The organism is Nonomuraea sp. LP-02, from assembly GCF_036289125.1.
GTDB classification, from domain to species: Bacteria; Actinomycetota; Actinomycetes; order Streptosporangiales; family Streptosporangiaceae; genus Nonomuraea; species Nonomuraea bangladeshensis.
In genome coordinates this window covers 3,975,769-3,988,876 of record NZ_JAXCLK010000001.1, presented here as the reverse complement: position 1 = coordinate 3,988,876, position 13,108 = coordinate 3,975,769, and the positions used below count along the sequence as shown (strand labels likewise).

The window sequence follows — 13,108 nt, the reverse complement described above, 5'->3', positions numbered from 1 at the left end:
GCACGCCATGCCAGATGTACGCGGACTAGCACAACAGGTGGCATCATGCGACTCATCTCCATGAAAATCGAGAATTTCCGCAGCATCCAGCAGGCTAGCTTCGAGTCATGCGGTGAGCTGAACGTCCTGATCGGCAAAAATAACTCAGGCAAGTCTAATCTACTTGTCGCTATTAACAGATTCTTCAGCTTTTTCACTCACCAAACCGCTTCACTTTCGGGACTGCCGTTCCTTTCGGTCGAAACAGAGGCCTTCCAACGACGAAGGGAATCACCTAGTAGGATAGTGGCTACATTGGAACCATCGCCGGAACAGCATACTGTTCTTCGAGAAAGGATATCGGCATCAGCTCCTCAAGTCCGTAACGCACTCGAAAGCATTCCTGCTGATGCATTGCTGGAGTGTGAGCTTCTTTTCTACCAGAAGCCGAAGCGAATTGCTTTTATCAGTCGCCTTGAGTTTACTATCCCGTCCAACGCAATACAGTCACCGCTTGGGGCGCGAGAGATATTCTCGATGTCAGCAGAAGCTGCAGCAGAGATTGCAGAGCGCAATAGAGAAATACGGCGACTCCGCGATGACTACCGTAAGCTTCCGGCCCGGATACTCGATTCCGACGACTGGCGTATGCTCAAAGACCGGGAACGAGCCGCTCGCCCGTCACCACGTCGGCTCTTTGCTACGTACGAGCTCAGTCCGCCTACCAACGACCTACTCGAGCGGGTATTCCAAACTTCTGAAACTCTTGCAGAGTTCAACACATCTGTACGGGAACTCTCGAACTCCTTGGTCGATCAGGCGTCCCGTTTGACCAGCGAGGAAAGCCGACACCACGTAAACACCTTCGCAGGCGAAGCTCGCGCCCTTCCCGAATACCTCGATGCATTCATCACGATGATGGCTGGTTGCAAAGTTCATTATCTGAAGGAGTCACGAGAGGAAATCGGCGAATCCGAGGCGAGACGCATCCTAAACCTGAAGACTAGTCGCGGTCAGGGCGATATCTTGCGTCGCATCCAAGGTCTCGTGGCAGATCTGCTCGGTGTTCGTATCGATGCCTTCACTGCAGATGTGCCGACGCATACGTCGATCAAATCCGAACAAGCCCAAGCGGAAATCGATGTTGATGACTTTCTTATTCAAGTCAACGGTTCAGGCATTCGCGAGGCGCTGCGCATCATACTCGACTATGAATTCGAAGGTCCAGACGTCCTCCTGATCGAGGAGCCTGAGGTACACCTGCATCCAGCCCTTGAGTTCGCGATGCTCCAGTACTTGAAGAGTATCGGCAACTCCTGCCAAGTCTTCCTTACCACTCACTCTACCAATTTCCTAGACACACCGGAATTCCAGAATGTGTATCTGGTAACTCGCGAGTCGTCCACGTCAGTGCAGCTGGTACATGTCGAAGAGGCGGAGGAAGCAATCCCACAGGAACTTGGCCTTCGGCTAAGTTCCATGTTCATGTACGAAAGACTTGTCTTCGTTGAAGGTCCCACGGATGAGAGGATCCTCAGATCGCTCGCTGCCACTGCAGGCATGAACTTTGGCCAAATCAGTATCGGGTTTATTCCGATTGGCGGAGCGCGCAACTTCGGCTACTACGCCAACTCCAAGGTGCTTTCGTTTCTCTCCAAAAGACGGGTCGAAATTCATTTTCTACTAGATCGCGACGAAAGAACCGACGCCGATATAGAAAAGCTGCGGGAAAGGCTTGGTGATTTCGGTCGCCTGTGGGTCTTTAAGAGACGAGAGATCGAGAACTACCTACTTCAAGCTCCTGCCATCCTCAGATACCTACAGAAGCAAGGAGTAAAAGATGCATCGATTGATGCCATCGACTCTTTGATCGATAGTACCTGCGAGCAGCTACAAGAGATCGCTGTCGAACGAATCGTACTCTCTCAGGTGTTCCGTCCCTTGATTCCGGATCGGGATGCCATAATTGAACGCGGCGAGGGCGAGTTCGCTGCTGCAGCGATCGCAGAGCTTGGCCGCATGAAAGGCGATATCTCTGCCCTCGAAGCGAGCATCACAGAGCTTGCCGAAAAGGCTCGCGCCGAACTCTCGGATAGTTGGAAGCAGGACCGAAGAGGGCGCGTGCCAGGTGACCTCGTCCTCCAAAAAGTCTTCGAACACTACAATATTAGATTCGCGAAGAGACGAGATGGACTGGGCATTGCCGAGCAGATGACGCGGGAGGAGATCTCATCTGAGATACTTGACTTTCTCCGGGCTCTTACGACCTCATGAGAGCTGCACGAGTCGAGTTTTTCCGAGGACAGCGTTGGCGGTGGCTGGGCGCGACCGGCCGAAGAGCCGCAGCGCGCCCAGCTACCGCCGACGTGCCGCCCTCGGCGGCACGTCCTTGATGACGTGAAGGGAAGTTGCTTTCTGATCTGGCCGTAGCCGTGTCTGCTGGGGTTTGAGCTACTGGTTGTGGGGCTGTGCGGTGGTCCAGATGCGGTTGAAGCTGGTGAGGTAGGTGCTTGCCGGCCCCAGGTCGTTGGTGTGGGTGAGGTGCATGACGGGGGCGTTGGCGGCTGGGGTGCCGTAGGCGTGGGTGTTGATCAGGAACTGGTCGTCCGCACGGTAGAGGGAGTTGTAGAGGACCGTGCGGTGGAGCCGGATCTGGATGCCTTGGGTTTCGAGTAGTGGGCGGTACAGCGCCAGAGCGTTCTTCACTCGGGCTGCCATCACCTGGGCGCCGATGCCCTCGTCGACTCCCCTTGCGGCGACTTCCGGGCTTTCGGGGTCGCCGAGGAGGATGCGGACGTTGACGCCGACCTTAGCTCGTTCGGTGAGGATGTGCAGGGTGGCGTGGTCTTCGGCGAGGAAGAGGGCGCTGTAGGCGAGGATGTCGATGTCCTCGGTGGCGCTGTTGAAGTGGTTGCGCCAGGTCGTCTGGAGGATGGCCCAGCGGTGGGGGTAGACGGCGTAGATGCCGTCGGCGAGTGCCTGGTGTCGCGGGGCGGTTTCTGGCCATAGGTCGGTTTCGTCGACGTGGAGGAGGTCGGCGACGGCCCAGCGGTGACGGGGGTAGGGGATGCGGCCATTCAGCCATCTGCTGACGGTTTTGGGGTCGACGGCCAGGGCGGTGGCGACGTCGGTGGTGTTGAGGCGGGCGGCGGCCAGCGCGTAGCGGAGGTTGTTGTTCACTGCCGGGCTGCTCCTCTCGCAGAACGACCCTGTGCTGCGACGTTAGCATCAGACGTCCCTAGACGTCCCCTAGTTGTAGTGTTCCCGCCCCAGGCCACGCAGCCAAGCTCGACGCACGGAACCGCACAGGACGACGTCAGGGAGGGCGAAGGTGCGTAAGAGCCAGAGCATCAAGGAGCAGCAGCGGGCGTACGCGGAGCGGCTGCTGGTCGCGCTGGGCAAGCAGCTCGGCGACCGGGGTGTGACGCAGGTGTTCGTCGTCACGCAGGACGGGCGGCCAGCGCTGGACGTGACCGACAGCTGCAGCCGGGTGCGGCGGGTGTTCGTGCATCTGCCGTTCTGCTGGTTCTACTGGGGAGATCAGCAGGACGAGCGGGTGTCGTTCCTGCAGATGGCCGGCGCGGTGGACCGGATCGAGGAGGCCGCGCGGGCAGGGTGGGCGGACGGCGAGCAGGGCGACCTTCGGGTTGACCTGGACAAGCTGCTTGATGCCTACCGCGGCGGAAGCTGTGGCTAGGAGCAGATGGCTGACCGGGGGGCGGGTGTACACCCAGATCGCTGATCGGCTGCGGGAGCGGATCCGGTCGGGTGAGTTCGCCCCCGGTCAGGTGCTGCCCTCTGAGGCGGAGCTGTGCCGGGAGTTCGGGGTGGCGCGCAACACGGTGCGGCGCGGGCTGGCGATCCTGGAGGCGGAGGGGTTGCTGGTCACGGTTGCGTCCAAGGGGCGCGTGGTCCTTGGGAAAGGTACGGCCGTTTCGTATCGCTATCAGGTGATCGCCGCGTGGTTGCGTGAGCGGATCGCGCGGCGCGAGTTCGCGCCTGGTGATCTGCTGCCGAGTGAGGCCGCGTTGCGGCGGCGGTTTCAGGCGTCGCGGAACACGGTGCGGCTGGCTCTGTCCTTGCTGGAGCATGAGAAGTTGGTGATGGCGGAGCATGGCCGGGGGCGTTTCGTCCGGTTTCGGGGCTCCGGGACGTCCCAGGACGTCTAGTCTTCCCGCCGCATTCTGGGCCGCATTTCATGCCTATCGTGAACCACGTGGGACATAGTGAATGGGCATACGGCCTGGCCAAGGACCTGCTGGAGACGACTCTGCCTCGGCGGTGGGCGCATACCCAGGGGGTCGCCGAGCAGGCCGAAACCCTGACCGCGGTTCTCGGCGCGGACACCGACACCTTGATCGCCGCGTGCCTTCTGCATGACATCGGCTACGCCCCCGATCTTGTCGACACCGGCATGCACCAGCTCGACGGCGCCCGCTACCTGCGCGACGTGGCTGGGGCGGATGAGCGGCTGTGCCGTCTGGTGGCCTACCACTCGTGTGCGGACAACGAGGCCCGGCAACGGGACCTGCTCGACGTCCTGGCCAAGGAGTTCGATCAGGAGCGGCCGGACCTGGCGCGGGCGCTGACCTACTGCGACATGACGACCGGGCCGGATGGCCGGCACCTAGACGTGCTCGACCGGCTGGCCGAGATCCACTCGCGGTACGGTCCGGAGCATGTGGTGAGCCGGTCGATCAGGGATGCCACGCCGTGCATCGTCTCCTCGGTACGCGAGGTAGAAGCTGCGCTCACCGACACGGCCGGGCCTGGGCGGGGCCATCCGGACACCGACAAGATGACCTCATGATGCGATTACCGGTGTCCCCGGACGTCCGGCAGAGGCTGATGGTACGCCGCTACGTCGCCACGGGCCGGGGTTCGGTGCGCCGGTACCTGCGGTTGCTGGGCGGGTTCGTGCTCCTGATGTCGGACCGGCAGGTGAGGCGGTTCGGTCGCGCTCTGGCCAGGGACGCGCGGCGGGTCGCTGACGACGATCTGGAGACGTTGCTCGGCATGGACTGGCGGTGCCGATTGGTCGCCGCATGGATGATCGGCTTGGACCGGCGTACGCGGTTCCGCGAGCGGCTGAGCGGGTTGCTCCTGGAAAGCGAGTGCCCCTACGCCGGGCAGGGCTACTGCCTCGCCCTGGCGTGCTTCGGAGAAGAGCGCGATGCGGAGATTATCACGGCGTACCTGGATCGGTGGCTCCCGGAAGAGTCCTGCGACTACGACCAGGACGATGCGATGGGCGTGCTCCTGTACCTAGACGAATCGCACGCGACCGATCGCGCGGCTCGCTTCCTCGCTCCCGGTGGTCTCTGGGAGAACTCGGCCATGGCCGGCAAGGACCCCGTCGCGGCGCGGGCGTACATCGAACTGCTCCACGAGTTCGCCGTCTGCTCCACGAGCGGCCAGCTCAAGCATTGGCTGCCGCTACGCCGACGCTTTTTGGACGACTGCGGAGGAGATCAGCCGATGTACGGAGACGAGGATCCGGACAGGTAGTGCTGGATGCGCATTCGCATTGACCGGTCCATCCGGAGCCCGTCCACCTGGTCGCGAGGTACCCAGCGGACTTCCCGGGACTCGTCACTCGGCGTCGGCTCGCCGCTGACGGCTCGCGCGGTCAAGACGATGGAGAACTCCTGGCGGGCCTCGCCGTTGCTGGTGTAGAGGATCACGTGGCGAGGGTCGCTGTAGGTGCCGACCAGGCCGGTGATCTCGCAGGTGATGCCGGTCTCCTCCAGCGTCTCCCGTATGGCGGCCTGCGGGATGGACTCACCAAGGTCGATGGCCCCGCCGGGTACGGCCCAGTTGTCGTTGTCGCTGCGTCGGATCATTAGCAGGTCGCCGGCGGTGTTGGTGACGATGACGTTAACGGATGGGACCAGGCTGTTGGGCTCGGGCGCGTCGGGGTCGTCGTAGAAGTCGATGCGCTTGGCCATAGTCAGGACCCCACGGGGACGGCCCCGGCCCAGACCTTTTCGAAGCTGTCGGCGTAGGTGGTGACCATCTCCCCGCCGGCCACCCTGCGCAGATGCAGGACGGGAGCATTGCCGGCGCGGGTGCCGTACACGTGCATGTTGATCAGGTAGTCGTCATCGGCGCGGTAGATCGAGTTGTACAGGATCGTGCCGTGCAGCCGGAGCTCGAAGTTAGCCAGCCCGAACAGCGGCCGGTAGAGCACCAGAGCGGTACGGATCTGCGCCGCCATGCCGTCCCCGACGCCCTCGTCCTGCCCGCGCTGGGCGACCTCGGCGCAATCGGGGTCGCCGAGCAGGATGCGCACCCGTACGCCCGCCCGCGCCTTCTCGCCGAGCTGGCGCACCATCGCGGCGTCGTCGGCGAGGAACAACCCGCTGTAGACCAGCACGCCAATCTCCTGGGACGCACCGCTGAAAAGACGTCCCCACGCGTCCCGGGGCACGGCCCACCGGTGTGGATAGATCGCCAGGACCTCGCTCTCGGACGCGGCCACCACCTGCTCCCGCGACAGGGCCTGCGGCCACAGGTACGTCTCGTCCACACCCAGGTAGGAAGCCGTGGCAAAGCGGTGCTTACGGTACGGCTCGCGCCCCTTGGTGATCCATCGCTCGACGGTCTTGGGATCGACCTCGATCGCCTCGGCCAGGTCCGCGACGCTCACGCCCTTCTGCAACAGGGCCGCGCGTAGCCGTTCGTTCACCGAATCACCTGCTCCAAGGGGACGTCCCGGGACCTGGCCATCGTAGGCCGGACGTCTTAAACATGTCCCGTCGTGTAGTGATCTCGTCCTGACTCTGCGTCGCATCCTCGGTTGCACAACGCCACACCGGCACCGACCGAAGGAGGAGACGCACCCATGAACATCGAGATCACCATCCCGGGCGAGACGCCCGCCTGCGCGTGCGGCAACGCCCTGACCGAGGGACAGACCCGCTGCTCCAAGTGCCTGGCACGGGACCGCTGGGCGCGCAAGGAGCGGGCCAGGAACCGCCGCAACCAGCGACGGACCGAGAGCAAGCGTCCCCCGCGCGGTCCCCGCAGCGCGATCGCGATGGGGGTGAGCTGGACGTGAGCTGGCTTCCGCTGATCATCGCCGCCCTGCTCAGCATCACCGTGCTGGTCGGCTACGTCATGGTCATGGTCGGCATCCGCCGCCAGGACAAGGCCCTGAGCCTGCGACGGCACCCCGGCGGAGCTTCGGCGTCGCTGGCCCGGAAGGTCACCGGCTGCTACGTCCGGGACGGCGTGTCGTGGACGTAGCCAACTGCTCCTCGACCTTGGCCAGGCGTACCGACAGGTCCTGTACGGCGGCGCGCAGCTCGGCCACCTCGCTCGTGGAGTCGGCGGCGGCCGGCGGCTCCTCGGCATCGCGGACGAACACGCCCTTGCCCTGCTGGCCGATCACCAGGCCCTCGGTACGCAGCACGCCCACGGCGAGCTTCACCACCGACAGGGACGCGTCGTACTGCTCGGCGAGCTTGGTCGTGGACGGCAGCGGAGCGCCGGGCGCGAGAGATCCGCCGCGGATCTGCGCACGCAGGTCGTCGGCGATCTGGAGGTAGGCGGGCTGCCCGTTGTGTCTGACCATCGCCCTTCTATCTCACCACGAATGTTCGACCTGGCCAACCGAGGGAACATTGACAACCGAGCCAACTAGGTTAACTATGTTGCTCACGACGAAAGAGGAGGTCACCGCCCATGCGTTCCATCCCGATCCCTGTCGATGTCAGCAAGCTCGCCATCACCTGCGTCAAGGCCCCGCGCCCGCGCGTCCTCAACAAGGACACCGGCGAGATCAAGACCGACAAGAACGGCAACACCGTCTACGAGGTCACCGTCTCCGTCGAGGACGAGTTCGGCCGCATCGAACTCGTCAAGATCGGCATCACCGGTGAACCGCCCATTAGCGTCGGCGACCAGGTCAACGCCGTCGGCCTGCTCGGCTACGTCTGGGAGATCGCCGGCCGCTGGGGCGTCGCCTACCGCGCCAACGCCCTGCTCCCCGTCCGGGAGACCGCCGATGCCTGACGCGCTGAACGTGCTCGCAGTCCTGGCCGCCGTCGCGGCCGGGCTGTGGGCCTGGCGCCGCTACCACCGCCCGTCCTTCTGGCTCGTGCTCGGCTTCCCGCTGGTCGCCCTGACGGTACGGGCCTCATGGCGGCGGGTCGCCCTCGGCTGCGGGCTGACCAAGAAGCGGCAGCGCTTCTGGTTCACCACCGTCCCCGGCCTGGTCGCCTCCACCGGCATCGTCCGCGTCCGGCGCAGGTGGCAACGCATCGCCGTGGACACCAAACCGTTCATGTGGCTGCCCCTGCCGACTCGACACGGCTGGCGCGTCACCCTGCACACCCTGGAAGGCCAGACCCCCGGCGACTACGCCGACGCCGCCGAACGCCTCGCCCACTCCTGGGGCGTCCACGCCATCCGCGTCTCCTCACCCCGGCCCGGCCGCGTAGTCCTCATGGCCACCATGCGTGACCCGCTGATCAAGGTCGATGAGCTCCCGCCCTCACCCGAACTGCTCAAGGTCACCGTGGGACGGCTGGAGACCGGCAAGCCCTGGACCATCGACTTCCGCACCGTGCCGCACTGGCTGAACGCGGGCGCGACGCAGTCCGGCAAGTCGAACCTCGCCAACGCTCTGATCGTCGGCCTGGCTCCGCAGCCCGTGGCCCTGGTCGGCTTCGACCTCAAAGGCGGGGTGGAGTTCACGCCCTACAGTCCGCGCCTGTCCGCGCTGGCCACCTCACGCGCCGAGTCCGGCGCACTGCTGGATGACCTGGTCGCCTTGATGGTCGACCGGATGGGACTGTGCCGCCAGGCCGGCGCCCGCAACATCTGGCAACTCCCGCCCGCCATCCGCCCGGTCCCGGTCGTGGCCCTGGTCGACGAGCTGGCCGAGCTCTACCTGATGGCCGACAAGAGCGAGAAGGACGAGATCGCCAAGACCTCGACCGCGCTCCTGCGGGTCGCCCAGCTCGGCCGCGCGTTCGGCATCTACCTGTTCTGCTGCGGCCAGCGCATCGGCTCCGACCTCGGCCCCGGCGTCACCGCGCTCCGGGCGCAGTGCTCGGGCCGGATCTGCCACCGCGTTAACGACCCGGAAACCGCCACCATGACCCTCGGCGACCTCGACCCCGCCGCGCTCGCCTCGGCACGCGCCATTCCCGCCGAGACACCCGGCGTCGCCATTGTCGCCGGCCAGGACGGCCAGTGGTACCGCGCCCGCTCCTTCTACGTCACCGAGCAGACCGCCGAACACGCCGCCCGCACCCATGCCCACCTCACCCCGCCGTGGGACGAGATCACCGCCCACCTACCTGAGCCCATCAACGCCTGAACTCATGAAGGGAGGAACGATGCGACGCTACGCCTGCCGACTGCTCGACACCGGCCCGGTCCTCGTCCTGGCCGCCATCGCGGGTGCCGGATCGTTCACCCACATCCGCGACACCGCTACCGAGCACGGCCAGAGCGGCTGGATGTCCTGGGCCGTCGCCGTCTGCATCGACCTGACCTGCGTCATGGCCGCCCGCGAACGCCAGCGCGACAAGAAGACCGGCCGAACCCGGCGCGGCCTCGTCTCCTGGCCCGTCCTCGTCTTGACCGGCGGCATCGTCCTGTCCCTGGCCGCCAACCTCGCCCAAGCCGACCCGACCGTCTGGGGCTGGATCACCGCCGCCACCCCGGCCGCCGCCTTCCTCATCGCCATCTCGATGCTGGAACGCCGCGCCACCCGCCCCGAAGCGTCCACCATCACGGCGGCCTCGTCCTCGACCGTCCTGACCTCGTCCCCGGCCCCGGAACTCGTCCCGCACCAAACCCAGCCCGAGGACGAGCCGGCCAACGCCCTCGCGCCCGCCCTCCTTGACTACGCCCGCCGTGTCGCCGACGACCACCACACCAAACACGGCAAGCCCATCACCAGCGACGCCCTACGCGCCCACCTGGGCGTGTCCCACCAGCTCGCCGCCGACCTGATGCGCACCCTGCGCACCGTCTGAAGGGAGAGCCCACCATGCGCATCCGTATCGACGGCACGCGCGCCGAGATCGTCGACGCCCTGTTCCGCCTGCGCCTGCACTTCACCGTCATCGGCGTCTCACGCGCCTACCCGGATCGCGCCCGCCCCCACCACTGGCGCGTCTACCTCACCACCGCCCGCGACAGGAAGTGACCAGATGAACGAGGTGATCCACTACCGCTGCTGCACCTGCAATGGCACCGGCATCGACAACCACGGCGCATAACGCGCAGCGCCCCCGGCCTGGCCGCACATCCGCCAAGACGACTGCCAGGTCGAGGGCCATCCCTTCACCCGAACGAGCGAAAGGAGGCCACCATCTTGCCCACAACTCATGCCACTGCGCACGCCAAAGCGGGCATGATCGCCCGACTCAACCATCCCGACTACGACCGCTGGGCGAGCCAGATCCGCGCCACCGGCGGCTGCCGCCAGCCCATCCACCTACGCGGCAAGATCGACCACTACGACAAGGCGACCGGCCAACTCCTGCACCGCTACACCACCAAGCACGAGCCCGACGGCGTCCTGCGCGTCCCGTGCAAGACCCGCCGCGCCTCCCGCTGCCCCGCCTGCGCCGAGACCTACCGCGCCGACACCTACCACCTCATCCGCGCCGGCCTCGTCGGCGGAAAGGGCGTCCCGGACACGGTCACGAGCCACCCGACCCTGTTCATCACCCTCACCGCACCCAGCTTTGGAGCGGTCCACTCCCGATGCGAGAAGAACGGCAAGACCCAGCCCTGTCACGCCCGCCGCAACGCCGCCACGTGCCCACATGGCCACGTCATGTCCTGCACCGTTCGCCACAGCAAAGACGACCCGCGCCTCGGCGAACCGCTCTGCCCCGACTGCTACGACTACACCGGCAGCGTCCTGTTCAACGCCCTGGCCCCGCTGCTGTGGAAGCGCTTCGCCGACTCCGTACGCCGCCACCTCGCCAAACTCGGCGGGCTCCTCCTCAAGGACCTCCGCCACCATCTCACTCTCTCCTTCGCCAAGGTCGCCGAATACCAGCGACGTGGCGTCGTCCACTTCCACGCCGTCATCCGCCTCGACGGCGCCGGCGGCCCCGAAGCACCGCCACCACCCTGGGCCACCGCCGACGTACTGACCCAGGCCATCCAGCACGCGGCCAAGGCCGTCTCCGCCAAAGCTCCCGCCTACGCCGACCAATCCGCGCGGGTCCTGCGCTGGGGCGACCAGTTCGACATCCGCCCCATCACACTCGACGGCGACCTCACCGACCAAGCTGTGCCCGGCTACATCGCCAAGTACGCCACCAAGGCCGCCGAGTGCGTCGGCACCCTAGACCGCCGTATCAACCCTCTCGACAACCTGGAGTCGTACAACCTGCGCGACCACGCCCGCCGCCTCATCACCACCTGCCTTCACCTCGGCGCCCAACCTGACCTGGCCGAACTCCGCCTCGCCGACTGGGCCCACATGCTCGGCTTCCGCGGCCACTTCTCCACCCGCTCCCGCCACTACTCCACCACCCTCGGCGAACTCCGAGCAGCGAGAGAACGCTTCGTTCACACCGAAGAGGTCACCCACGGACGCCTGCTCTTGTTCGACGAAGACACCGTCCTCGTCATCAGCGAATGGCAGTACGCAGGCAAGGGCCACTCCCTCGGCGACCAACTCCTCGCCGCCGCCATCACCGGAGGGCGCATATGAGCACCCTCACCAAGCTCTGGACCGTGGAGGACGTAGCCACCTTCCTCGGCGTCCCGATCGCCACGCTCTACCAATGGCGATACCACCGCACCGGCCCCAGAGGCCACAGAATCGGCCGCCACCTGCGCTACGTGCCCGAGGATGTCATGTCCTGGGTCCAGGACCAGGAGTAGCCCATGGCCTTCGTGAAGGACCTGTGGACCAGGACAGTCCGGGACCAGGACGGCAAGCCGCGGAAGGTCAAGACCACGCGGTACGGCAAGGGCAAGCGCTGGCTCGCCGTCTGGGTGGACCCCGACGGTAAGGAGTGCTCGACCGCCTATGACCGCAAGGCCGACGCCGAGCGCAAGATCGCGGCCATGGGGGCCGACATCGCCCGTGGCGACTACATAGACCCGAACGCCGGCAAGGTGCTCTTCAGCGAGCTGGCCGAACGCTGGCTCGCCTCGCGCATCGTGGACCCATCAACAAAGATCCGCTACGAGTACATTCACCGACTCCACGTCGCGCCGGCCTTCGCCAAGCGCCAGGTGAAGACCATCAAACCGTCGCACGTACAGGCGTGGATCAGCGACCTGAGCAGCCGCTTCGGCACCTCGACCGTTCAGACCGCGTTCCTCGTTCTCCAGGGCGTCTTGAGCCTCGCCGTGGCCGACGAGGTCATCAAGCGCAGCCCCGCCAAGTCACCCGTCGTGCAGGTGCCCAAGCGTGCTGCTGAGGAGATCACCGCGTGGTCGGACGAAAGAGTCAGCGCGGTGATAGATGCCCACCCTGAGCTGTTCCGCCTGCTCCCCATGATCGGGGCCGCCTGCGGACTGCGACAGGGGGAGCTGTTCGGCCTCGCCCTGGAGGACTTCGACTTCGAGGAACGTGTCCTCCGAGTGCGTCGACAGATCAAGAAACTGGGCAGCGATCACGTCTACGCCCTGCCGAAGAACGACCGGGAGCGAGTCGTCCCGCTGCCCGATTGGGCGGCCGAAGCTGTCGGGCGGCACGTCTCGGTCTACCGCCCGCTGGTCTGCTCCTTGCCCTGGGAGAAGCTGGACGGCAAGCCGCGCACCCACAACCTGCTCTTCCGCTGGACGGACGACCGCCACATCAGGTCCCGGACCTACAGCGAGATCGTCTGGAAGCCGGCACTCGTCCAAGCGCGCGTGATCCCGGCACCAGTCAAAGACCCACGTCAGCGGAGGCGCTACACCACCTCCCGTAAGGAGGGGCTGCACCAGCTCCGTCACTACTACGCGAGCGTCATGCTGGCCGGCGGCGTCTCGGTCAGAGAACTCGCCGAATACCTCGGCCACGCCGACCCCGGCTTCACCCTCCGCGTCTACGCTCACCTGATGCCCGGCTCCCACGACCGTGCCCGCAAGGCGATCGACGACCGCCTGTTCCGTCCACGCGAGATCTCTCACGGAACAGGGACGGAACAGTGAT

Annotated in this window: 18 protein-coding genes; 14 read left to right on the top strand and 4 right to left on the bottom strand. The window is 65.5% G+C overall.

Going from position 1 to position 13,108, the window contains the following annotated elements; all coding sequences use genetic code 11:
- Window positions 1-45: 45 nt before the first annotated feature.
- The gene (locus tag SMD20_RS18510; RefSeq protein WP_329582537.1) at window positions 46-2,253 is read left to right on the top strand and encodes an AAA family ATPase; all 2,208 of its coding nucleotides are present in this window, start codon (window positions 46-48) and stop codon (window positions 2,251-2,253) included.
- Window positions 2,254-2,430: 177 nt separating this feature from the next.
- On the opposite strand, the gene SMD20_RS18505 is transcribed toward SMD20_RS18510, so the two are convergent.
- Window positions 2,431-3,159, bottom strand: a complete 729-nt coding sequence (locus SMD20_RS18505; RefSeq protein ID WP_329582534.1) for a helix-turn-helix transcriptional regulator — start codon at window positions 3,157-3,159, stop codon at window positions 2,431-2,433.
- A 151-nt stretch (window positions 3,160-3,310) separates the two neighbouring features.
- Here SMD20_RS18505 and SMD20_RS18500 point away from each other — a divergent pair, with 151 nt between their 5' ends.
- From SMD20_RS18500 to SMD20_RS18485, 4 genes are read left to right on the top strand one after another with little or no spacing between them, the layout of a single operon-like run.
- Window positions 3,311-3,676, top strand: coding sequence for a hypothetical protein (locus SMD20_RS18500; RefSeq protein ID WP_329582531.1), 366 nt, complete (start codon window positions 3,311-3,313; stop codon window positions 3,674-3,676).
- A 25-nt stretch (window positions 3,677-3,701) separates the two neighbouring features.
- On the top strand, window positions 3,702-4,148 hold the full coding sequence (locus SMD20_RS18495; protein ID WP_329582528.1) for a winged helix-turn-helix domain-containing protein: 447 nt from the start codon (window positions 3,702-3,704) through the stop codon (window positions 4,146-4,148).
- A gap of 29 nt (window positions 4,149-4,177) precedes the next feature.
- Window positions 4,178-4,789 carry an HD domain-containing protein gene (locus SMD20_RS18490; protein WP_329582525.1) on the top strand — a complete coding sequence of 204 codons (612 nt, stop codon included), beginning with the start codon at window positions 4,178-4,180 and terminating at the stop codon, window positions 4,787-4,789.
- Entirely contained in the window at window positions 4,786-5,487 is a 702-nt protein-coding gene (locus SMD20_RS18485) for a DUF6000 family protein (protein WP_329582523.1), read from the top strand. The genes SMD20_RS18490 and SMD20_RS18485 overlap by 4 nt, the downstream gene beginning before the upstream one ends.
- Here SMD20_RS18485 and SMD20_RS18480 read toward each other — a convergent pair.
- Together SMD20_RS18480 and SMD20_RS18475 are read right to left on the bottom strand one after the other, a co-directional pair.
- Window positions 5,451-5,927 carry an NUDIX hydrolase gene (locus SMD20_RS18480; protein WP_329582520.1) on the bottom strand — a complete coding sequence of 159 codons (477 nt, stop codon included), beginning with the start codon at window positions 5,925-5,927 and terminating at the stop codon, window positions 5,451-5,453. The genes SMD20_RS18485 and SMD20_RS18480 overlap by 37 nt on opposite strands.
- Before the next feature lie 2 nt (window positions 5,928-5,929).
- A complete protein-coding gene (locus SMD20_RS18475; RefSeq protein ID WP_329582517.1) occupies window positions 5,930-6,667 on the bottom strand; it encodes an XRE family transcriptional regulator in 738 nt (245 codons plus the stop codon).
- Window positions 6,668-6,823: 156 nt separating this feature from the next.
- On the opposite strand from SMD20_RS18475, the gene SMD20_RS18470 reads away from it, so the two are divergent.
- A complete protein-coding gene (locus tag SMD20_RS18470; RefSeq protein ID WP_329582515.1) occupies window positions 6,824-7,039 on the top strand; it encodes a hypothetical protein in 216 nt (71 codons plus the stop codon).
- On the top strand, window positions 7,036-7,227 hold the full coding sequence (locus tag SMD20_RS18465; RefSeq protein WP_329582513.1) for a hypothetical protein: 192 nt from the start codon (window positions 7,036-7,038) through the stop codon (window positions 7,225-7,227). Before SMD20_RS18470 ends, SMD20_RS18465 begins: the two co-directional genes overlap by 4 nt.
- On the opposite strand, the gene SMD20_RS18460 is transcribed toward SMD20_RS18465, so the two are convergent.
- Window positions 7,187-7,555 carry a winged helix-turn-helix domain-containing protein gene (locus SMD20_RS18460; protein WP_329582510.1) on the bottom strand — a complete coding sequence of 123 codons (369 nt, stop codon included), beginning with the start codon at window positions 7,553-7,555 and terminating at the stop codon, window positions 7,187-7,189. The two genes, SMD20_RS18465 and SMD20_RS18460, sit on opposite strands and share 41 nt — an antisense overlap.
- 110 nt (window positions 7,556-7,665) lie before the next feature.
- Between SMD20_RS18460 and SMD20_RS18455 the strand changes: the two genes are divergently transcribed.
- The 7 genes from SMD20_RS18455 to SMD20_RS18425 all read left to right on the top strand — a co-directional run bounded on the left by SMD20_RS18455 (window position 7,666) and on the right by SMD20_RS18425 (window position 13,107).
- Complete coding sequence (locus SMD20_RS18455) at window positions 7,666-7,995, top strand: SCO3933 family regulatory protein (RefSeq protein WP_329582508.1); 330 nt, start codon at window positions 7,666-7,668, stop codon at window positions 7,993-7,995.
- Window positions 7,988-9,307 (top strand): FtsK/SpoIIIE domain-containing protein, encoded by a 1,320-nt coding sequence (locus SMD20_RS18450; protein WP_329582505.1) that lies wholly within the window; start codon window positions 7,988-7,990, stop codon window positions 9,305-9,307. Before SMD20_RS18455 ends, SMD20_RS18450 begins: the two co-directional genes overlap by 8 nt.
- A gap of 19 nt (window positions 9,308-9,326) precedes the next feature.
- Window positions 9,327-9,971, top strand: a complete 645-nt coding sequence (locus SMD20_RS18445) for a DUF2637 domain-containing protein (protein ID WP_329582502.1) — start codon at window positions 9,327-9,329, stop codon at window positions 9,969-9,971.
- 14 nt (window positions 9,972-9,985) lie between these two features.
- The gene (locus SMD20_RS18440; protein WP_329582501.1) at window positions 9,986-10,144 is read left to right on the top strand and encodes a hypothetical protein; all 159 of its coding nucleotides are present in this window, start codon (window positions 9,986-9,988) and stop codon (window positions 10,142-10,144) included.
- Window positions 10,145-10,351: 207 nt separating this feature from the next.
- Complete coding sequence (locus tag SMD20_RS18435; RefSeq protein WP_442942600.1) at window positions 10,352-11,671, top strand: replication initiator; 1,320 nt, start codon at window positions 10,352-10,354, stop codon at window positions 11,669-11,671.
- Window positions 11,668-11,844, top strand: a complete 177-nt coding sequence (locus SMD20_RS18430; RefSeq protein WP_329582496.1) for a helix-turn-helix transcriptional regulator — start codon at window positions 11,668-11,670, stop codon at window positions 11,842-11,844. The genes SMD20_RS18435 and SMD20_RS18430 overlap by 4 nt, the downstream gene beginning before the upstream one ends.
- A 3-nt stretch (window positions 11,845-11,847) precedes the next feature.
- Entirely contained in the window at window positions 11,848-13,107 is a 1,260-nt protein-coding gene (locus tag SMD20_RS18425; RefSeq protein ID WP_329582493.1) for a tyrosine-type recombinase/integrase, read from the top strand.
- Window position 13,108 lies beyond the last annotated feature (1 nt).